General features: G+C 71.9%; 17 protein-coding genes. 8 read left to right on the top strand and 9 right to left on the bottom strand.

Features of this window, described 5'->3' with window-relative positions; all coding sequences use genetic code 11:
• Positions 1 to 150 precede the first annotated feature (150 nt).
• The gene (locus AC068B_RS35180) at positions 151 to 1,692 is read right to left on the bottom strand and encodes a DUF4331 domain-containing protein (protein ID WP_478675570.1); all 1,542 of its coding nucleotides are present in this window, start codon (positions 1,690 to 1,692) and stop codon (positions 151 to 153) included.
• Between the two features lie 178 nt (positions 1,693 to 1,870).
• On the opposite strand from AC068B_RS35180, the gene sigK reads away from it, so the two are divergent.
• Positions 1,871 to 2,515 (top strand): ECF RNA polymerase sigma factor SigK, encoded by a 645-nt coding sequence (gene sigK, locus AC068B_RS35175; protein WP_478675654.1) that lies wholly within the window; start codon positions 1,871 to 1,873, stop codon positions 2,513 to 2,515.
• 464 nt (positions 2,516 to 2,979) lie between these two features.
• Positions 2,980 to 3,249 carry a hypothetical protein gene (locus tag AC068B_RS35170; protein ID WP_150166078.1) on the top strand — a complete coding sequence of 90 codons (270 nt, stop codon included), beginning with the start codon at positions 2,980 to 2,982 and terminating at the stop codon, positions 3,247 to 3,249.
• 225 nt (positions 3,250 to 3,474) lie between these two features.
• Here AC068B_RS35170 and AC068B_RS35165 read toward each other — a convergent pair whose 3' ends face one another.
• Positions 3,475 to 4,257 carry an ABC transporter permease gene (locus tag AC068B_RS35165; RefSeq protein WP_478675569.1) on the bottom strand — a complete coding sequence of 261 codons (783 nt, stop codon included), beginning with the start codon at positions 4,255 to 4,257 and terminating at the stop codon, positions 3,475 to 3,477.
• 47 nt (positions 4,258 to 4,304) lie between these two features.
• Positions 4,305 to 5,237 carry an ATP-binding cassette domain-containing protein gene (locus AC068B_RS35160; RefSeq protein ID WP_478675568.1) on the bottom strand — a complete coding sequence of 311 codons (933 nt, stop codon included), beginning with the start codon at positions 5,235 to 5,237 and terminating at the stop codon, positions 4,305 to 4,307.
• 64 nt (positions 5,238 to 5,301) lie between these two features.
• Between AC068B_RS35160 and AC068B_RS35155 the strand changes: the two genes are divergently transcribed.
• Positions 5,302 to 6,021, top strand: a complete 720-nt coding sequence (locus tag AC068B_RS35155; RefSeq protein WP_478675567.1) for a TetR/AcrR family transcriptional regulator — start codon at positions 5,302 to 5,304, stop codon at positions 6,019 to 6,021.
• Positions 6,022 to 6,047: 26 nt separating this feature from the next.
• Here AC068B_RS35155 and AC068B_RS35150 read toward each other — a convergent pair whose 3' ends face one another.
• Genes AC068B_RS35150 through hmgA form a run of 3 tightly spaced genes read right to left on the bottom strand, consistent with a single transcriptional unit; the run spans position 6,048 to position 9,408 of the window.
• The gene (locus AC068B_RS35150) at positions 6,048 to 7,250 is read right to left on the bottom strand and encodes a type ISP restriction/modification enzyme (protein WP_478675566.1); all 1,203 of its coding nucleotides are present in this window, start codon (positions 7,248 to 7,250) and stop codon (positions 6,048 to 6,050) included.
• 25 nt (positions 7,251 to 7,275) lie between these two features.
• The gene (locus AC068B_RS35145; RefSeq protein WP_468567999.1) at positions 7,276 to 8,025 is read right to left on the bottom strand and encodes a GntR family transcriptional regulator; all 750 of its coding nucleotides are present in this window, start codon (positions 8,023 to 8,025) and stop codon (positions 7,276 to 7,278) included.
• 12 nt (positions 8,026 to 8,037) lie between these two features.
• Entirely contained in the window at positions 8,038 to 9,408 is a 1,371-nt protein-coding gene (hmgA, locus tag AC068B_RS35140) for a homogentisate 1,2-dioxygenase (protein ID WP_478675565.1), read from the bottom strand.
• Between the two features lie 174 nt (positions 9,409 to 9,582).
• On the opposite strand from hmgA, the gene AC068B_RS35135 reads away from it, so the two are divergent.
• The 3 genes from AC068B_RS35135 (at position 9,583) to AC068B_RS35125 (ending at position 13,164) form a co-directional block, all read left to right on the top strand.
• A complete protein-coding gene (locus AC068B_RS35135) occupies positions 9,583 to 10,170 on the top strand; it encodes a TetR/AcrR family transcriptional regulator (protein WP_478675564.1) in 588 nt (195 codons plus the stop codon).
• Positions 10,171 to 10,495: 325 nt separating this feature from the next.
• On the top strand, positions 10,496 to 11,929 hold the full coding sequence (locus AC068B_RS35130) for a CitMHS family transporter (protein ID WP_478675563.1): 1,434 nt from the start codon (positions 10,496 to 10,498) through the stop codon (positions 11,927 to 11,929).
• Positions 11,929 to 13,164, top strand: a complete 1,236-nt coding sequence (locus AC068B_RS35125) for an MFS transporter (RefSeq protein ID WP_478675562.1) — start codon at positions 11,929 to 11,931, stop codon at positions 13,162 to 13,164. The genes AC068B_RS35130 and AC068B_RS35125 overlap by 1 nt, the downstream gene beginning before the upstream one ends.
• Here the strand turns inward: AC068B_RS35125 and AC068B_RS35120 are convergent.
• Positions 13,148 to 14,362: a S8 family peptidase gene (locus tag AC068B_RS35120; RefSeq protein ID WP_478675561.1), complete on the bottom strand. Its 1,215-nt coding sequence runs from the start codon at positions 14,360 to 14,362 to the stop codon at positions 13,148 to 13,150. The two genes, AC068B_RS35125 and AC068B_RS35120, sit on opposite strands and share 17 nt — an antisense overlap.
• Positions 14,363 to 14,760: 398 nt before the next feature.
• Entirely contained in the window at positions 14,761 to 15,810 is a 1,050-nt protein-coding gene (locus AC068B_RS35115; protein ID WP_478675560.1) for a sulfotransferase, read from the bottom strand.
• Between the two features lie 211 nt (positions 15,811 to 16,021).
• Here AC068B_RS35115 and AC068B_RS35110 point away from each other — a divergent pair, with 211 nt between their 5' ends.
• Together AC068B_RS35110 and AC068B_RS35105 are read left to right on the top strand one after the other, a co-directional pair.
• Positions 16,022 to 17,410, top strand: coding sequence for an aldehyde dehydrogenase family protein (locus tag AC068B_RS35110; protein ID WP_478675559.1), 1,389 nt, complete (start codon positions 16,022 to 16,024; stop codon positions 17,408 to 17,410).
• Between the two features lie 49 nt (positions 17,411 to 17,459).
• Positions 17,460 to 18,539 (top strand): Zn-dependent alcohol dehydrogenase, encoded by a 1,080-nt coding sequence (locus AC068B_RS35105; RefSeq protein ID WP_478675653.1) that lies wholly within the window; start codon positions 17,460 to 17,462, stop codon positions 18,537 to 18,539.
• On the opposite strand, the gene AC068B_RS35100 is transcribed toward AC068B_RS35105, so the two are convergent.
• On the bottom strand, positions 18,540 to 19,547 hold the full coding sequence (locus AC068B_RS35100; RefSeq protein ID WP_478675558.1) for an urea transporter: 1,008 nt from the start codon (positions 19,545 to 19,547) through the stop codon (positions 18,540 to 18,542). It abuts the gene before it with no gap.
• Positions 19,548 to 19,589: the final 42 nt, after the last annotated feature.

Raw genomic sequence — 19,589 nt, 5'->3', positions numbered from 1 at the left:
AGAGAAAGGACAGAGAAGAGGCAGAGAAGAGGCAGAGAAGAGGCAGAGAAGAGGCGAGAAGAGGGGGAGGCGCGGCCCGCAGGGGGATACGTGCGGACCGCGCCCGTTCGGGAGGGACGTGGGAGACCCGCGTCCGTTCCGGAGGATGGCTCAGGAGGTCCTGCCGACCCCCCGCCTCCGTGCCCGCCACCACGCGAGACCGAGCCCGACCAGCAGCACGCCCCCGGCCGCGGCCGCCGCGGAGGCGATCAGCACCGAGTCGTCGGCCCCGTCGGACGACGAGGAGGCCGGGACCGGGGCCCCGCCGAGCTCGCCGCGCGCCGAGGTGTTGTCGCCGCCGCCCTTGGCCGCCGGCGCGTGCGTCGGTGACGTGGGCAGTGCCACGTACGGGAAGGACCCGCCGAACGTCTGGTCGTTCGCGTTCACCGCGTCACCCAGGTCGTTCTTGGCGCCCACGAGTTCACCCGCCACGGCCTGCAGTTCGATGTCGACGACGTCGTCGGCGAGCCGCCGCCCGTTCGGGAAGCCCGCGTTGTCGCCGTCGAGGACACCGAGCCGCTTGGGATCGGCCGTCGGCTTGATGGAGGTGTTGAGGCGCAGGGTCTCGGCCGGACGCACATCGGGCGGCTGGTTGAGGTCCTTCACCCCGGTCAGGAAGACGGAGACCAGGTCCTTCCTCGGCTCGGCAGGCGCCTTGATGCCGTAGACCTTCTCCAGGAGCTTCGGCAGCTCGGGCTTTTGCACGTACGGCGCGAAGTCCGCGTCGTTCCACGGCGCGGACGCGTTGAACTTGTCCTTGTCGCGCAGCGGCACCACGAGCTCGTTGACCAGCGGGTTGCCGAGCCGGGAGACCTGGGTCCAGTCGCCCTTGGCGTTCTTGCGCTGGGTCGTCGACCAGACCCCGACCGTCGGCTGCTTCTCCGACTGGCGTATGTCGGCGCTCGGGACCTGCAACGCGACCGTGTTCACGTTGTAGCCCTTGAGGGTGTCGTTGCCGACCTGCGAGAGGTCGCCGCCGTACAGCGAGTCGAAGACCTGCAGATCCAGGAAGAAGGGATCGTCGGCCTGCCCGACGTACGACGTGCCGCCCGCGACCTTCCGCACGGCCTGGTCGCGGAGCTTCTTGTAGTCGGGCATCGAGGCGTCGCCCACGCGTGACGGCGCGACCGGCAGATTGTTGGCGATCTTCTTGGTGGAGACGACCTTCTGGTCCTTCAGCTTCAGCAGGTCGATGTCGTACGTCTGGTTGAAGTTGAGGTCGGGGTCGTCGAGGGAGGTGACCTGACCGGTGTTGTACCGGAAGGTGTTGCCGTTCCTGACCTTGTTGTCGAACGTCCACCGGTAGAGCAGATCGCCCTGCGAGTCGCCGTCGCTGTCGATGTGGATGTCGTACTGGGCGTCTTCGGGGAACGGGTAGAAGTTGGGCCCGCCCGCGGGCTCCTCGAACGGGGTCCAGTTCGCCACGAGTGTCGTGGTGTCCGGCTTGTCGGGACTGACGAACGCGTACACGTCCGTGTTGTCGTACTGCGGCTGGCCCGAGATCAGCGGGGCCTCCCGGTGACTGGAGGCCTGCGCGGCTCCCGGTGCCAGCGCACTCACCCCGGCGGCTGCGAGCCCCCCGGCGGCGAGTGCGCCGCAGACCAGCGCGGCGAGGCCGCGCCGCCCCGTCCGCCTCCTGGCATGTGCTGTCATCGCATCCGTCCTTGAGCGTCTGATGAACCCGGCCCGGCCAGGACCGCCGACCAGCTGGTCGCTGACTGGCTGGCACAGGCCGACTGACACAGGCCATTCGGGGCGGGCGCACGGGCGGATTGGCCCGGGTTTCAACCGACGCCCGCCCCTGTCCGCCCCGGGCTCCGCCGCGTCTCCCATCCGCCGGGACCCCCACGCCGAATCACGGACGGCCGCACGAGCGGCCGGGAGACGTCGGGGGACGGGGGAGCCGATGGAAGCGGACGAGTTGCTGCCGCTGATTGCGAAGGGGGACCGGCAGGCGTTCGAGGAGCTGTACGTCCTGGTGTCGGGACAGGTCTTCGGGCTCGTGCGCAGAGTGCTGCGCGACCGCGCGCAGTCCGAGGAAGTGACCCAGGAGGTGCTCATCGAGCTGTGGCGCAGCGCTCCCCGGTTCGATCCGGCACGCGGCCGTGCGCTGCCGTGGATCCTCACGCTCGCGCACCGCAGGGCCGTGGACCGGGTCCGCAGCGTGCGTGCGGCGGCCGACCGCGAGGCGCGTGCGGCACGGCGCGGCGAGGGCCCCGCCTTCGACCACGTCGCGGAGGAGGTCGAGGCGCGTCTGGAGCGCGAGTGGGTGCGCGGCTGCCTGGCGAGCCTCACCGATCTGCAGCGCCAGGCGGTCGTGCTCGCCTACTACGACGGCTACACCTATCGGGAGGTGGCCCGTCACCTGTCCGTGCCCCTCGGCACGGTCAAGACGCGCATGCGCGACGGGATGCTTCGGCTGAGGGACTGCCTGGAGGCCGCCTTCGAGGACCCCGCGCCGAGGAGCGGGACATGACGGAATGCGGGCCCGACAGCTCACGGCCGATGCCGTACGCCTGGCGTGCGCGGCCTCCGCCCCGGCGCCGCCCGCCGTGCGGGAACAGGTGCGGGCTGCCGTACGCCGAACGCCCCGAAGGGCACCGGCAGGGGTGCGGGCCCGAGCCGGTCACCGCCTCCCGTCTCCGCCGCATCCACCGTCGCACAGGAGAGGGAAACCGCACGTGAGATAGCCCACGTCCGGCCAGGACCGGTCGCACGGAGGGCGGGCTGCCGCCGCCCTCCCACGGGGCGATCGGCCTCCGTCCGACCCACTGTCAGGGTGTTTGTCCAACTCGCCCTGGAATCAGTTGGATTCGGAGAGTAATCGTCAACCTCCTTGCGGGGTAGGTGAATCCTGTGACCGGGATACACGCGTGTACCGATGGGGCGATAGGGTTAACCTGCCCTGGGCCGGGTGCCCTCGTACGGGTGGGGAGTGACATGGAACAGATAACAGTGCGCAGCAGGGCGCGTGTCCCTGCGATCACTTGTGGCAGCAGCGCGAGCAGCTCGCGTCTCGACCGTCACCTCTCGGTGCTGGGCGGCCCCGCCGTCCCGCAGCGCGAGGCGCACGAGGCGACGCTGCTGATGCGTGAGCTGACCTCACGTGACGCCGCGCACGCCCGCAGCAGCAGGGGTGCACGAGTGAGCCGTGTCTCGCTCTTCGCGCCGCTGCGCCGGTTGCGGCGTTCGCTGTTCGGCGGACGCTGACCGCGGGTGGTCCCCGGGACTGAACCGCCGCTCCGCGGCGGATCTTTCCCCCCACTCCGCTCCGCTCCGTAGTCATCCACCACCCCGCACACAACACCCGTGCCGTGTGCACCTGTTGACACCGCAAAGATTCAGCCAAACCGCAGCGACCGCTGGGCCGATATGCCCAAACTCCCCCGGTCGGTGCGGTTTTGCTGTAGTTGGAGCGGGAAGGTCCGGCACCCTTTACCGCGTGCCGTGCGCGTACCGGCGGACGGCCAGCGGGACGCAGGCCGCGAGCAGCACCAGCGACCAGAGGACGGCCCCCGCCACGGGATGTGCGACCGGCCAGGCGGCGTCCGTCGGGACGGGAGCGTTGCCGCACAGGTCGCGCACCGCCGTCGCCACCGCGCTGATCGGATTCCACTCGGCGACGAAGCGCACCCAGGACGGCAGCCCGTCGGTCGGGATGTAGGCGTTCGAGAGCAACGGCAGCATGAACGTCGCGCCGCCCAGCTGGCCCGCCGCCTCCTCGCTCTGCGAGGCGAGCCCGAGCAGGATCCCGATCCAGGTGGTCGCGAACCGGAAGAGCATCAGGAGCCCGAACGCGCCCGCCGCGGCGAACGGCCCGCCCTCGATCCGCCACCCCATGGCGAGCCCGACGAGCACCAGCGGCACGAGCCCCACCGCGGTGGTCACCAGATCGGCGAGCGCCTGCCCGAGCGGCACCGCCGCCCTGCTCATCGGCAGCGTCCGCAGCCGGTCCATCACGCCCCGGTGGGTGTCCTGGGCGGCGGTGAACATGCCGGTCATGATGCCGTTGGCGGCGGTCGCGACGAGCATGCCCGGCACGAGGTAGGCGCGGTAGTCGGAGCCGGACATCGCGAGGGCGCTGCCGAATACGTATCCGAAGAAGAGCAGGAAGACGATGGGCATCGTCTGGGTCATGATCAGGATCGCGGGCGCGTGCCGGGTGCGCCGCAGGTGTCGGCCGAGCATGGCGGTGCCGTCGTGAAGGATGGCGCTCATGGGGGAGATCTCCGGGGGTCGGGGGAGGGCGTGAGGGGGTGTCGGGGTCACGGGACGAGGCGCAGGAAGACGTCGTCCAGTGAGGGGCGGCGCAGGCTCGCGTCGACGACGGGAACCCCTGCCGCGTCCAGTTCGCGGACGATCCGGGGCAGCGTGAGCGCGGGATCGAGGGTGACGACCCCCGCGGTGCGGGACTCCGCGTCGAGCACGGGCTCCGCCCCCGTCAGCCGGTCGAGGACCGCCGCCGCGCCGGGCAGCGCCGCGCCCTCCGCGACGACGACCTCCGCGTAACTCCCCATCTGCGCCTTCAGCTCCGCGGGCGTGCCGCGGTGCGCCGCGCGGCCGCCGTCGATCAGCACGATGTCGTCGGCCAGCTGATCGGCCTCCTCCAGGTACTGGGTCGTGAGGAGCACCGTCGTGCCCTCCCCGGCCAGCTTCCGCACGGCCTCCCAGATGTCGTTCCTGCTGTGCGGATCGAGGCCGGTCGTGGGCTCGTCGAGGAAGAGCACGGCGGGCCGGACGATCAGGCCCGCCGCGAGGTCGAGGCGGCGCCGCATGCCGCCCGAGTAGGTGCGGGCGGGCCGCTCCGCCGCCTCGACGAGTCCGAACCGCTCAAGGAGTTCATCGGCGCGCCCGCGCGGCGCCCGCAGCAGCCGGGCGAAGAGCCGCAGGTTCTCGCGGCCCGTCAGATCGCCGTCGACCGACGCGTACTGGCCGACGACGCCGATCCGCCGCCGGACCCCCGCCGGATCCCGCACCACGTCGTGCCCCGCGACCCGGGCGGTCCCGGCGTCCGGGGTCTGCAGCGTCGTGAGCACCCGCACGGCGGTGGTCTTGCCCGCGCCGTTGGGGCCGAGGAGTCCGCAGACGGTGCCCTCGGGGATGGCCAGGTCCAGGCCGCGCAGGGCGCTGACGGCGGTGTCGCCGGAGCCGAAGCGCTTCTCCAGACCTTCACTAAGTACAGCGTACGTAGAAGTCATGTGCCGCACGGTACCTCACTGCGTACGCTGTACGTAACTAACATGGGGGGCGAGGTGATGATCAATGGCGGGCCGATCGGCCACTCCCGAAGTGATCTGGGCGCGCCCCGAGCGTGCGGGCCGCGGCCCCAAGCCCGCGTACAGCAGGGCCGACATCGCGGCGGCGGCCGTCCGCATCGCCGACGCGGACGGCATCGACGCGGTCTCCATGCGGCGGGTGGCGGGTGAGCTGGGCTGCGGCACGATGTCGCTGTACAACTACGTGCCGCGCAAGGAGGACCTGTACGAGCTGATGGTCGACGCGGTCAGCGGTGAGTACGAGCTGGCCGAGGAGGCGGTGGGCGGCGACTGGTACGCCGGGATGCTCGGCATCGGACGGCAGAGCCGGGTGATCCTGCACCGGCACCCGTGGATGGTGCGCGTGATGTCGACGGTCTACGGCCTCAGCCCGAACGCGCTGCGGTACCTGGAGCACTGCCTCGGCGTCCTGGAGGGCCTCGACGTGCCCTACGGCACCAAGATGGAGCTCATCGCCGTGGTCAACGGCACGGCGATGACGTCCGTGGCCAACGAGATCGCCGTCGCCGAGCGCACCAGGGGTCTGCCCTGGTCGCCGGAGCAGGAGCAGGAGGCCCGGTTCGCCTATCTGGCCGGGCAGTTGGCGGACGGGGCGTATCCGCGGCTCGCGGGGATGCTGGCGCAGGCGCCGCCGCCCGGTGACGCGGACGAGAGCTTCGAGCGGGCGCTGCGCAGGCTCCTCGACTCGTTCCGCCCGGAGTCCTAGGGTCCGGAGCCCTGGAGCCCGGGGCCCTAAAGCAGGGCGAACTGTCCGTCGGGGCCCTCTTCGTGGTGGTCGAGGACGGACGCGGGCCGCCGCGCGGTGTCGGGCACGGGCAGGACGCCCGCGCCGCGCAGCTCGTCCCCGGTGATCCCTGAGCCGAGGGAGTCGGTCAACTCCTTCTGGTCGGGCGCGAGTTCTGCCAGCAGGGCGAGCACGGTGATCAGTTCGAGCAGTTCCGACGTCCACGCCCGGGGCCACGTGCCGGGCCGGACGGCCGCCAGCGTCCCCGCCTCGGCCGCCTCCGTGCGCAGCGCGAACCAGCGCTCGACGACGCGCACACCGCTCACCTCGTACTCCCACGCCTCCCGCGGCACCGGCGAGATGACGCCCTCGTCGCCGACCCGGAGGACCTCGTCCTCGGTGTCGTACGACAGGGCGGCGGGCCGGGCGGGCAGCGGCGCCCGGACGTAGGGCCTGCGGCCGCCGGGCAGCTTCGGCCGCTCGCCGTTGCCGCGCAGCTGCAGCCAGAGCAGCCGCCGCCCGAGCTCCACGCCCCGCGCCCAGACACCGGCGTCGCGGGTGAGCGGCACCCGGCAGCCCGCCGCGGAGCCGGTGCCGGTCACGAGCACCCACGCCAGCAGATCGCGCGCGGCGACCTCGCGGCCGAGCAGGTCCGACAGATGGGTGAGCAGCCCCGGCGCCACATTCGGCTCCTGGCCCCCGGGGCGCCGGAACAGCGGCCGGATCCGCCCCGGCCGCCCCGCCGGGGAGCGGCCGTCCGGCAGCACCCCCGACGCGAGGACGGCGGGTCCCGCGGCCCCGGGAACGTACCCCTGCTCGACGGCGAAGAGCTGCCCCTTGCCCGCCACCCGCCACAGCTCGGGCCGTGCGACGTCGAGGAGGCGGTGGTCGGGGATCAGCCACTGCTCGTCGAAGGGGCCGTGCAGGACGCGCACGGGCTCGGGGCAGGGCCCTGTCTCCTTGGCCAGGCGGCCCGTTCCGCCGCCGTGGCCGGGCAGCTGGGCGACCGCGGTGTGCAGGGTGCGGGCGCGCGTGGGGCGGAAGAGGGCCTCGCGGTCCGGTCCCCGGGAGCGGACGAAGGTGTCCCAACGGGCCTTCAGGGATGCGGCGTCAGGGCCCATCGGCCACCCGCGGCCCGGCCGGAGCGGTGCGACGGACCACGGCATGAGGTCCGCGAGCAGCGGCGCTTCGTCGTGCGTCACGCCCGGCATCGTACGACGTGCCCGCCCGGTCCCGTCACGTCGCGTCGAGCGTGACCGAGAAGGAGAAGCGGTCGCCGCGGTAGTGGATGCGGGCCACGTCCAGCGTGCGGCCCTCCTCGTCGTACGTCACGCCGGTGTAGTGCAGGATCGGGCTGAGCAGCGGGACTTCGAGGAGCCGCGCGGTCTCCGGGTCGGCCAGCGTGGCCTCGACGGTGTCGGTGATGCGGCTGATGCGGACGCCCACCACGTCGCGCAGGACCTTCGTCATGGGCCAGCGCACCAGGTCGTCCAGGTCGATGCGGGCCGCGAGTTCGGGCCGGATGTAGTTGCGGGCGTGGTTGGTCGGCTCGCCCGTCTTCTCGTCGCTGCGCAGCCGGTGGTACGTCGCCACCTCGGCCGCGCCGGGGAAGTGCCCGGCGAGTTCGCCGGGGAGCGGGGTGGTGCCGTGGTCCAGCAGGCGGGTGGTCATGCCCGACTGCTGGGCCACGATCGCGTCGACCGAGCCCAGCAGGCGGACGGGGGAGCCGCGCCGGGCGCTCGGCTCGATGAAGGTGCCGCGCCGCCGGTGGCGGGTGATGAGACCCTCGTCCTCCAGCTCCTTGAGCGCCTGCCGCATGGTCAGCACGCTCACCCCGTAGTGCCCCGCAAGCTGCTCCTCGGTGGGCAGCCGGAGCGGGGCGTCAGGGGTGCGGCCGAGTATCGAGGCGCGCAGGGACTGCGACACCTGATACCAGAGCGGCAACTTCCGATTCAGGACGATCGAGTCCGGGGCGAAAGCGGTCACGGTCTCTCCGAATCAGTTACGGAAGTGGCGCTCCAGACCCTGCCACACGTCGTCGTAGCCGCGCTGCAGGTGGGACGCCCCGGCCGCCTGTTCCGTCGCCGTCACCGGCCACCGGGTCTCGAACATGAAGGCAAGGCCGTCGTCGATCTTCTGCGGCTTGAGTTCGGCGGCGGACGCCTTCTCGAACGTCTCGCGGTCCGGGCCGTGCGCCGACATCATGTTGTGCAGCGAGCCGCCGCCCGGGACGAAGCCCTCCGCCTTCGCGTCGTACGCACCCTCGATCAGGCCCATGTACTCGCTCATCACGTTCCGGTGGAAGTACGGCGGACGGAAGGTGTCCTCGCCCACCAGCCAGCGCGGCGCGAACACCACGAAGTCGACGCCCGCGAGGCCCGGGGTGTCGGACGGCGAGGTGAGCACGGTGAAGATCGACGGGTCCGGGTGGTCGTAGCTGATCGAGCCGATCACGTTGAAGCGGTGCAGGTCGTACACGTACGGGACGTGGTTGCCGTGCCAGGCGACGACGTCGAGCGGGGAGTGGTCGTACGTCGCGCGCCACAGGTTGCCGCAGAACTTGTTCACCACCTCCACCGGGCCCTCGACGTCCTCGTACGCGGCGACGGGAGCGCGGAAGTCCCTGGCGTTCGCCAGGCCGTTGGCGCCGATCGGGCCGAGGTCGGGGAGCTGGAAGGGGGCGCCGTAGTTCTCGCACACGTACCCACGGGCGGTCGCGTCGAGGAGCTCCACGCGGAAGCGGACGCCGCGCGGGATGAGTGCGACCTCACCGGGCTCGGCGTGCAGCAGCCCGAACTCGGTGCGCAGCAGCAGCCCGCCCTGCTCGGGCACGACGAGCAGCTCGCCGTCGGCGTCGCTGAACACGCGGTCCGTCATCGAGGAGTTGGCGTGGTACAGGTGAATGCCCATGCCGGTGCGCTGGGTCGCGTCGCCGTTGCCGCCCAGCGTCCACAGGCCCGCGAGGAAGTCCGTGCCGGGCGCGGGCTCGGGGAGCGGGTTCCAGCGCAGCCGGTTCGGGTCGGGGACCGACTCGGCGAAGGGGGCCGTGCGCACCGCGCCGTTGTCGACGCGCGTGAACTGCGGGTGCGCGGCCGAGGGGCGGATGCGGTACAGCCACGAGCGGCGGTTGTGCGCGCGGGGCTCGGTGAAGGCGCTGCCGCTCAGCTGCTCGGCGTAGAGACCGAGGGGTGCGCGCTGGGGCGAGTTGCGGCCGTGCGGCAGTGCGCCGGGCACGGCTTCGGAGCTGTGTTCGTTACCGAAGCCGGAGAGGTAGGTCAGCCCTTCGGCGGTCTTGCGTGCGTCGTGGGCGTCCGCGTCCGTCCGGTTCGCATCCGCTCGGCCCGCGTTACCTGCGTGGTCCCCGCTCATCACACCGCTCCCTCATCAGTGATTCCTATGGAACACCGTAGGATTCGTGTTTTCCTTCCGCAAGGGGAAGCGGGAATGTGAGCGATGCTCTACTCTCCCGGGATGCCCCACCCGAACCCGCCCAAGGACCCGAGGCCCCCGGCTGCCCCGGCCGTCCCAGCTGCCCCGGCCTCAATGAGGCGCGTCCCCGTGCAGGAGCGCAGCGCCGAGCGGCTGACCCGGATCCTCGACGCCTGCGCCGCCGTCCTGGACGAGACCGGCTACGAAGGCCTCACCACCCGCGCCGTGGCCCAGCGCGCGGGCGTCCCGATCGGCTCGGTCTACCGGTTCTTCGGCAACAAGAGGGCGCTCACGGACGCGCTGGCCCACCGCAACCTCGACGCGTACGCCGAACGGGTGGCCGCCCGTGTGGCCGGCGTCGAGCACGGCGACTGGCGCGGCGCCGTCGACGCGGCCTTCGACGAGTACCTGGCGATGATGCGCACCGTCCCCGGCTTCGGCCTCGTCGACTTCGGCGTCCCCTCCGCGCCGGACGCGATGCCGGACGCGAACTCGCAGGTGGCGGAGCGGGTGGCCGCCGTGCTCGCCGACCATCTGAACCGCCCGCTCGACGCCGCCCTGCGCCGCACCATCCTCGTCGGCGTCGAGGCGGTCGACGCGGTCCTCCAACTGGCCTTCCGCGCCGTCCCCTCGGGCGACCCGGCGCTCGTCGACGAGGCACGGATCCTGCTGCACGCCTACTTCGCACGGTCGCTGGACTGAGGAGGGGGCGGGGCCCGACACTGAGGTGATCGCACCCGACGGTGGGCAGAGGGGGGGACATGGGGCGAGTGGTGTGCGTCCACGGGATCGGTCAACAGCACGTGGGCGAGAGCCAGTTGTACGCCTCCTGGCGCCCCGCGCTCGCCGACGGACTGACCCGCCAACGGCGTGATCCTCCTTGACGTCCCCGACACACGGCCGTGACCAGGAGTTTTGCGCTTATTGCTCGCGCGTCAACATCTTGTTAACGCTTGATGGCCGGTCCTAACGTCATCCGGACCGCCAGACCTGGTGGGAGTTCGATGGTGAACGTTAGGTAGCCCCCATGCTGACAATCCTCGGATTCATCATGATCGCCACCTTCCTGGTGCTGATCATGATGAAGAAGATGTCGCCGATCGCGGCACTGGTGCTGATCCCCGCGCTCTTCTGCGTATTCGTCGGAAAGGGCGCCCATCTCGGGGACTACGTCCTCGAAGGCGTCGGCAATCTGGCGCCCACGGCGGCCATGCTCATGTTCGCCATCGTGTACTTCGGCGTCATGATCGACGTCGGCCTCTTCGACCCGATCGTCCGGGGCATCCTGCGCTTCTGCAAGGCGGACCCGGTGCGCATCGTGGTGGGCACCGCCGTGCTCGCCGCGATCGTCTCCCTCGACGGCGACGGCTCGACGACCTTCATGATCACGGTCTCGGCGATGTATCCGCTGTACAAGCGCCTCAAGATGAGCCTGGTCGTGATGACGGGCGTCGCCGCGACCGCCAACGGCGTCATGAACACCCTGCCCTGGGGCGGCCCGACCGCCCGCGCCGCCACCGCCCTGAAGGTCGACGCGTCCGACATCTTCGTCCCGATGATCCCGGCGCTCGCCATGGGCCTGGTCGCCGTCTTCGTCCTCTCGTACGCACTGGGCCTGCGGGAGCGCAAGCGGCTCGGCATCCTCTCCCTGGACGAGGTCCTGGAGAAGGAGCAGGAGACGGAGACGGTCCTCGTCGGCACCGGGGGCGACGGCGACAGCCGTACGTCGCTCACGAAGAAGACCACCGGGGGCGCGGGCGGCGGCACCGACGCGGGCGCACCCGAGAGCGAGGGAGCGAGCGAGAGCGACGACGACGGCTTCCAGGGGCTCGACCCGAACCGCCCCACCCTGCGCCCCAAGCTCTACTGGTTCAACGCGGGCCTCACCGTCCTGCTGCTCACCGCCATGATCATGGAGTGGCTGCCGATCCCGGTGCTCTTCCTGCTCGGCGCCGCGCTCGCCCTCACCGTCAACTTCCCGCACATGCCCGACCAGAAGGCCCGCATCGGCGCCCACGCCGAGAACGTCCTCAACGTCACCGGCATGGTCTTCGCGGCCGCCGTCTTCACCGGCGTGCTCCAGGGCACCGGCATGGTCGACCACATGGCCGACTGGCTCGTCGACGCCATCCCCGAGGGCATGGGACCGCAGATGGGCCTGGTGACCGGGCTGCTCTCCATCCCGCTCACGTACTTCATGTCCAACGACGGCTTCTACTTCGGCGTCCTGCCGGTCCTCGCCGAGGCGGGCCAGGCGCACGGCGTCTCCACCCTGGAGATCGCCCGCGCCTCCATCGCCGGTCAGGCCCTGCACATGTCGAGCCCGCTGGTGCCCGCCGTGTACGTGCTGGTCGGCATGGCCAAGGTCGAGTTCGGCGACCACACCAAGTTCACCGTCAAATGGGCCGTGCTCACCTCGCTGGTCGTGCTCGGCGCCGGAATCCTCTTCGGCATCATCTGATGCCGACCGCGTCATCCGGGCCCGGTGGCAGGGGCTGGCTGCTCCGTCTCGTCATCGCCTTCAGCTTCGCGCAGGGGGCGGTGTCGATGGCGCGGCCCGCCGTCTCCTACCGGGCTCTCGCGCTGGGCGCCGACGAGCGGGCCATCGGCGTCATCGCGGGCGTGTACGCGCTGCTTCCGCTCTTCGCGGCGGTACCGCTCGGGCGCAGGACCGACCACGGGCGGTGCGCGCCCCTGCTGCCCGTCGGCGTCGTCCTGATCGCCGGTGGCTGCGCCCTCAGCGGCACCGCGGGCTCGCTCGCCGCGATGGCGGCCTGGAGCGGTGTGATGGGGCTCGGGCACCTCTGTTTCGTGATCGGCGCGCAGTCGCTCGTCGCCCGGCAGTCCGCGCCCGCCGAACAGGACCGGAACTTCGGCCACTTCACCATCGGCGCTTCCCTCGGCCAGCTGGTCGGGCCGATCGCCGCCGGTGCCCTGATCGGCGCCGACATGGACCGCACCAGCGCCCTCGCCCTGCTCGTCTCTGCGGCGGTCGCGGCGGTCTCCCTCGCCTCGCTGTGGCGCATCGAGCACAAGGGGCAGCACTCCGCCCCCGAGCGTGGTGAGCGTGTACCGGTCCTCGGGATCCTGCGCACCCGTGGCGTGCCCGCGGGCATCTTCATCAGCCTCGCCGTGCTCTCCGCGACCGACATCCTCACGGCCTATCTGCCGGTGGTCGGCGAACACCGGGGCATCGCGCCCGCCACCGTCGGGCTCCTGCTCTCCCTGCGGGCCGCCGCCACCATCGCCTGCCGTCTGGTGATGACTCCGCTGATCCGAGTCCTGGGCAGGACGGCCCTGTTGACCTCCACCTGCATGCTCGCCGGGCTGCTCTGCGCGGGCATCGCGCTGCCCGTTCCGGTGTGGGCCCTCGCGCTGGTGCTCGCGGTGCTCGGCTTCTGCCTCGGCGTCGGCCAGCCGCTCTCCATGACGACCGTCGTTCAGGCAGCGCCGGACGGCGCGCGCTCCACGGCGCTCGCGCTGCGGCTCACCGGCAACCGGCTCGGGCAGGTCGCGGCGCCCGCTTCGGCGGGCCTGATCGCGGGTGTCGCGGGCGTGGCGGCGCCGTTCGTGATGCTGGGCGGGCTGCTGTTCGTCGCGGCCGGGCTCGGCGCACGCAAGCGCCCCGGAGACGGCGCCGGCCGCCTCCGGGGCACTGCTGACCGTGTGGAGCGGAGTGTTACGACACGATCTTGAGCAGCTTGTTCGGCGAACCCGAACCGGGGCTGGTCACCACGTTCGGCGTGGCACCGTTCGTCAGGGCCGAGGAGACCTGCGCCGGGGTGGCCGAGGTGTGGCCCGCCAGGTAGACCGCCGCCGCGCCCGCGACGTGCGGGGTGGCCATCGACGTACCGGAGATGGTGTTGGTCGCCGTGTCGCTCGTGTTCCAGCCCGCCTTGATGTTCACGCCGGGCGCGAAGATGTCCAGGACCGAGCCGTAGTTGGAGAAGCTGGCCCTGGCGTCCGTGTTGCTGGTGGCGCCGACCGTGATGGCCGTGGGGACGCGGGCGGGCGAGGTGTTGGCGGCGTTGGAGTTGTCGTTGCCCGCCGCGACCGCGTAGGTGACGCCGTCGGCGATGGAATTCTTCACCGCGTTGTCGAGCGTGGTGGAGGCGCCGCCGCCGAGCGACATGTTGGCCACGGCAGGGGCGCCCGCGGCGTGGTTGCTCGTCACCCAGTCGATGCCCGCGACGACACCGGCGGTGGTGCCTGAGCCGTTGTTGTCGAGCACGCGGACGGCCACGATCTTGGCCTTCTTCGCGACGCCGTACGTCTTGCCCGCGATGGTCGTGGCGACGTGCGTGCCGTGGCCGTTGCCGTCCTGGGCGGTGTTGTCGCCGTCGACGGCGTCGTAGCCGTTCACCGCGCGGCCGCTGATCTCGGAGTGCGTGATCCGCACACCGGTGTCGATCACGTACGCGGTGACGCCGGTTCCCGCGCTGTCCGGGTAGGTGTAGGTGCCGGACAGCGGCAGCTTCGGCTGGTCGATGCGGTCCAGGCCCCAGGGGGCGTTGGACTGGGTCGCATCGACGTGGAGTCTCTGGTTCTGCTCGACGGAGGCGACCGCGGGATCGGCGGCCAGTCTCTTCGCCTCCGTCGCGCTCAGCTTCGCGGAGTAGCCGTTGAGCGCGGACTTGAAGGTCTTCTGCACCGAGCCGCCGTACTCGGATATCAGGCCCTTGCCCTGGCTCGTGGCGGCCTTCAGGCCCGAGTCGTCCTTCAGCGTGACGAGGTAACTGCCCTTGATCGCGTCGGCGGAGCCCGCCGCGATCACATGGCCCTCGGCGGGGGCGGCCTGGGCGGGCAGGGCGGTGACCGCACCGAGAACCGCGGCGGCGGTGGCGGTCGAGATCGCCGCGGCGATCACAGTCTTCTTGCTGCGAAGCATGGCCATTACGAGGGAGTCCTCCTCATAGGCGGCGTGCCCGGAGTCGGGCGACGCGACTGTGGGGGGTGTGCGCGGGATCGCACACACAGATGGGAGCGGTGAGTGCCGCTCCCGTCGCGATGAGTAGCGTGGCCGCTCCACCCGCCCGGAGCAAGAGAGTTGACGCCTTGTCATGCGTCTTTCACGTATCTGAAATCGAATACGGGAGGAATGCGTGGGGTGTGTCCGGAAAACAGCTCGGGGCGGGGGCGGGACGCATGGGCCGCGCGCACCCCCGCACCGTCCGCTGAGCGGACGAGGCGCTGGTCGGAGGCCTTGCGTGCATCTGAAGGAGGGGTGGAGCGCGGCTCGACGTGGAGTCGGATTCCTCTCCGGGGGAGTCCTCGTCGAGCCGGTCGGGCGGCTCAACCGGAATGGCGCGCAGCCGCCCGGAGCGCCAGGGTGCCCGCGGTACATCGCTCCCGCAGCTCGTCGAACTCGGCGTCCGTCAGCTGCTTCCGGGCGGAGCCGCGGCGGCCGTGGTCGAGCTGTGCGCAGGCGCCCGCCAGCCATCCGGGATCCGGCTCGACCCCGACGAACGCGGCGAGCCGGGCGAGCTCTTCGTGCGGGGCGTCGAGCAGGTCCTCGTAGCCGAGCGTCATGTGCTGGCCTTCGGGCAGGTCGTCGAGGAAACGCACGCCCTGGGCGACCAGTTCGGACCACAGGTCGCCGAACCGCGGCAGGGGGTAGCTGCGGTCCCGCACGAGGGCGGGGTCGAAGCGCTCGCCGAGGAGCGGCGCGAGTTCCGGCGGCAGGGCGCGCACCTGCTCCGCCGTCAGGTCGCCGGGGCTCTCGACGCCCGTCAGCTCGCCGATCTCCCGCAGCAGGCTGATCACGCGGTACCCGGAGTGGCGGCTCATGGAGAGGGCGCAGTCAGGACCGTCCCGGAAGAGGTGCACGAACTTCGCGTACGGGAAGGCGGTACGCAACTGCGGCACCCAGCCCGTCGAGTAGCCGGAGCGCTCCACGACGGCCGTGCGGCCGAACCGGGCGCCGAGCCACTCGAAGAGCGCCTCGTGGTGTGCGGCGGCGGCGCGCTCGGGCCACTCGACGACCGCCGCGCGGATCTCGTCGAGCAGGCCGTCGGGGTCGTCGGTGAGGTGCGGCAGCACCATGAGGGAGAGGGCGGGGATGCCGGTGGTCTCCGGTGCGTACCGGCCGGGGGCGCGGGTGTAGAGGAACTCCGGCATCGGCACTCCGCTGCGGAGCATGCCCGCGAAGTACGAGGTGGGCCGGAAGAGGGTCTCCCAGAACTCCGCGCCCGACAGCGGGCCTTCGGGGAAGGACGCCTCACCCACCGAGGCCATGTACTCGTTGAGGCTGAGTACGTCAGGGTGGCTGTTGAGGATGCGGGACAGCGCGGTGGAGCCGCTGCGGCCCGTGCCGATGACGAAGGTCAGGCTCTGCAAGGTCACTCTCCGGGGGGCGTGTCGCGAGTGTTCCGGGGTCCCGTGCACCTCAGCACAGGGGAGCCGCGCACACCAGGTGGCAGCGGCGCCCGGCACGGAGCGGCGCGCGGCGGCACGGCACGGTACGGCGCTGCGCGGGCCCGGTCCCCTGATGCCCCTGGTGTCAGAAAACTATCAGCGCTAGTTTGTATCGCGGACGTCTACCTGGAGGAATGCCATGAAGGCCCACGACGGGATGTACATCGACGGTGCCTGGCGACCGGCCGCGGGCACCGACACCATCACGGTCCTGAACCCGGCCGACGAACAGCCGGTCGGCCAGGTCCCGGCCGGTACCGCGGAGGACGTCGACACCGCGGTCCGTGCCGCCCGCGCCGCCCTGCCCGGCTGGGCCGCCACCCCGCCCGCCGAGCGTGCCGCCCTGATCGGCGCGGTCCGCGACCGGCTCGTCGCCCGCAAGGACGAGGTCGCCGAGACCGTCACCGCCGAGCTGGGCGCGCCGCTGCCCTTCTCGCAGGCCGTGCACGCGGGCGTGCCGATCCTGGTCTCCGGTTCGTACGCCGAGCTCGCCGCGAACCACCCCTTCCAGGAGAAGGTCGGCAACTCCACCGTCTATCTGGAGCCGGTCGGCGTGGTCGGCGCGATCACCCCCTGGAACTACCCCCTCCACCAGATCGTCAACAAGGTGGCCCCCGCCCTCGCCGCGGGCTGCACGGTCGTCCTCAAGCCCGCCGAGGACACCCCGATCACCGCCCAGCTCTTCGCCGAGGCGGTGCACGAGGCGGGCGTGCCCGCAGGCGTGTTCAACCTCGTCACCGGCCTCGGCCCGGTCGCGGGGCAGGCGCTCGCCGAGCACGAGGGCGTCGACCTCGTCTCGTTCACGGGCTCGACGGCGGTCGGCAAGCAGATCGGCGCCACCGCGGGCGCGGCCGTCAAGCGCGTCGCCCTGGAGCTCGGCGGCAAGTCGGCCAACGTCATCCTGCCGAGCGCCGACCTCGCCAAGGCCGTCAACGTGGGCGTCGCCAACGTCATGTCCAACTCCGGCCAGACATGCAGCGCCTGGACCCGCATGCTGGTGCACACCGACCGGTACGACGAGGCGGTGGAGCTCGCCGCGGCCGCGGCCGCCAAGTACGGCGACCGCATCGGCCCCGTCGTCAACGCCAAGCAGCAGGCGCGCGTGCGCGGCTACATCGAGAAGGGCGTCCAGGAGGGCGCCCGGATCGTGGCGGGCGGCCCCGAATCGCCCAAGGAGAAGGGCTACTTCGTCCAGCCCACCGTCTTCGCGGACGTGACCCCCGAGATGACCATCGCCCAGGAGGAGATCTTCGGCCCGGTGGTCTCGATCATCCGGTACGAGGACGAGGGCGACGCCCTGCGCATCGCCAACGGCACCGTGTACGGGCTCGCGGGCGCGGTGTGGGCGGCCGACGACGCGGAGGCGGTGGCGTTCGCCCGCCGGATGGACACCGGCCAGGTCGACATCAACGGCGGCAGCTTCAACCCCCTCGCCCCCTTCGGCGGCTACAAGCAGTCGGGCGTCGGCCGCGAACTGGGCGCGCACGGCCTGACCGAGTACCTCCAGACGAAGTCCCTGCAGTTCTGACCCGCCCGTCGCCGTCCGTGCAGTTTTCCGACCCAAGGAGTACGTGAACGTGGTCCGCGCCGCCATCCTGCCCGCCGTCGGCTCCCCGCTGGAGATCGCCGAGATCGACCTGCCGGAGCCGGGGCCCGGCCAGGTCCGGGTGCGCCTCGCCGCCGCCGGGGTCTGCCACTCCGACCTGTCCCTGACCAACGGCACGATGCGGGTGCCGGTGCCCGCCGTCCTCGGTCACGAGGGAGCGGGCACCGTGGTCTCCGTCGGCGAGGGCGTCACGCACGTCGCACCCGGCGCCGGGGTCGTCCTGAACTGGGCGCCGTCCTGCGGCAGTTGTCACGCCTGCTCGATCGGCGAGGTGTGGCTCTGCGGAAACGCCCTCGCGGGCGCCGCGGACGTCTACGCCCGGCGACAGGACGGCAGCGGCCTCCACCCCGGTCTGAACGTCGCCGCGTTCGCCGAGGAGACGGTGGTCGCCGCCCACTGCGTCCTGCCGGTGCCGGACGGCGTCCCGCTCACCGACGCGGCGCTGCTCGGCTGCGCCGTCCTGACCGGGTACGGCGCCGTGCACCACTCGGCGCGGGTCCGCGAGGGCGAGAGCGTCGCGGTGTTCGGCGTCGGCGGGGTGGGCCTCGCCACGCTGCAGGCGGCCAGGATCGCGGGCGCCGGACAGATCGTCGCCGTCGACGTCTCCCCGGAGAAGGAGGAGCTGGCCCGCTCGGCCGGTGCCACGGACTACGTGGTGGCGTCGGAGACGACCGCCCGCGACATCCGCAAGCTCACCGGCGGCCAGGGCGTGGACGTGGCGGTGGAGTGCGTGGGCCGCGCGGTGACGATCCGTACGGCCTGGGAGTCGACGCGGCGCGGCGGCCGCACCACGGTCGTCGGCATCGGCGGCAAGGACCAGCAGGTCACCTTCAACGCCCTGGAGCTCTTCCACTGGGGCAGGACCCTGTCGGGCTGTGTGTACGGCAACTGCGATCCGACGGTGGACCTGCCCGTCCTGGCCGGACACATCAGGGCGGGGCGCCTGGACCTGGGGGTCATGGTGACCGACCGGATCGGGCTCGACGGCATTCCGGCGGCCTTCGAGAACATGATCGCGGGCAAGGGCGGCCGGGCGCTGGTCGTCTTCTGATCAGTCCCCGTCGTCCGAACCGGTCAGCCGCGGAAAGGACTTGGCCCCGGCCAGGAACACGAACGTGGTCAGGACGAACGGCCAGGTGAAGGTGTGCCCGCCGGAGGGCGCGAAGAGCGCCGACACCGCGGGACCGAGCGCCGTCGACGCGGCGGCCCCCACGAGCGCGTACGTGAGGGTCGCCGCCCGGGCGGGCAGGAAGACGCCGCACAGGGCGAGGGACACGAGCACGGCGTTGTAGCCCATCGTGCCGTCGGCGATCCGCGCCGCGGGCGCGCCGAGCCCCCACGCGGTCGCGACGCCCACGGCGTTGCCGAGGCACGCGACGGCCGCCGTGCGGGGCCCGGCGACGACGAGGCCGAGCAGCAGCAGGGCACCCACGTACCACTGCGGCATGAAGAAGATCTGGGCGAAGCCTGCGAAGAACCCCCGTGCGAGCTCGGCCGGTTCGACGACGGTCGTGCCCGACGCGGGCAGGGGGAGCGCGGCCTGCCCCTGGCCGGTGTGCCAGAGCCGTCCGAAGCCGGGCGCGGCGATGGTCACCGCGGTGGCGAGCAGACAGTACGGGAGGGTGAGCGAGGGCAGGCCCCAGACGCCGAGCAGCCGGACCACGGCCGCCGTCACGACCGTGACGACCACACAGCCCGCGACCGTGACCAGAGCCGTCGACACATGGTCCGCGCCCAGGAAGACCGCGAAACAGAGCGCCGTCAGACAGGCGTTGAAGCCTTCCAGGCCGGGCGAGACGCGTTCGTGGTCCACGCCGAGGAGCCGTGCCGTGGCCGTGCCCACGGCGGTGCCGACCAGTCCGTAGACCCCGTACTCCCAGCCCGCCGCGAAGAGCGCCACGCTGAAGACGGCGCCCGCGGCGGCGCTCGGCAGGAAGGTGACCTGGGCCTGGCCGCGCAGCACCTGCGCCACGAAGAGCCGGGCGCGGCGCGGCCCGACTGCCCGCCCTCCGCGTCCGGTTGAGCCACCGGCGTCCAGCGTGTCTATTGCGTGCCCCACGGCCACCCCCGTGCTACGTCCCTGTTTCGTCCGTCCGGGCGG

The organism is Streptomyces sp. NPDC042371, from assembly GCF_056437465.1.
The sequence above is the reverse complement of the archived record's forward strand: the minus strand, read 5'-3'. Positions and strand labels throughout refer to the sequence as shown.

Coding starts and splice junctions, on each gene's coding strand:
- AC068B_RS35180 (WP_478675570.1), bottom strand. CDS start 1,692: ATGACAGCACATGCCAGGAGGCGGACGGGGCGGCGCGGCCTCGCCGCG.
- AC068B_RS35170 (WP_150166078.1), top strand. CDS start 2,980: ATGGAACAGATAACAGTGCGCAGCAGGGCGCGTGTCCCTGCGATCACT.
- AC068B_RS35165 (WP_478675569.1), bottom strand. CDS start 4,257: ATGAGCGCCATCCTTCACGACGGCACCGCCATGCTCGGCCGACACCTG.
- AC068B_RS35160 (WP_478675568.1), bottom strand. CDS start 5,237: ATGACTTCTACGTACGCTGTACTTAGTGAAGGTCTGGAGAAGCGCTTC.
- AC068B_RS35155 (WP_478675567.1), top strand. CDS start 5,302: ATGGCGGGCCGATCGGCCACTCCCGAAGTGATCTGGGCGCGCCCCGAG.
- AC068B_RS35150 (WP_478675566.1), bottom strand. CDS start 7,250: ATGCCGGGCGTGACGCACGACGAAGCGCCGCTGCTCGCGGACCTCATG.
- hmgA (WP_478675565.1), bottom strand. CDS start 9,408: ATGAGCGGGGACCACGCAGGTAACGCGGGCCGAGCGGATGCGAACCGG.
- AC068B_RS35135 (WP_478675564.1), top strand. CDS start 9,583: ATGAGGCGCGTCCCCGTGCAGGAGCGCAGCGCCGAGCGGCTGACCCGG.
- AC068B_RS35130 (WP_478675563.1), top strand. CDS start 10,496: ATGCTGACAATCCTCGGATTCATCATGATCGCCACCTTCCTGGTGCTG.
- AC068B_RS35125 (WP_478675562.1), top strand. CDS start 11,929: ATGCCGACCGCGTCATCCGGGCCCGGTGGCAGGGGCTGGCTGCTCCGT.
- AC068B_RS35120 (WP_478675561.1), bottom strand. CDS start 14,362: ATGGCCATGCTTCGCAGCAAGAAGACTGTGATCGCCGCGGCGATCTCG.
- AC068B_RS35110 (WP_478675559.1), top strand. CDS start 16,022: ATGAAGGCCCACGACGGGATGTACATCGACGGTGCCTGGCGACCGGCC.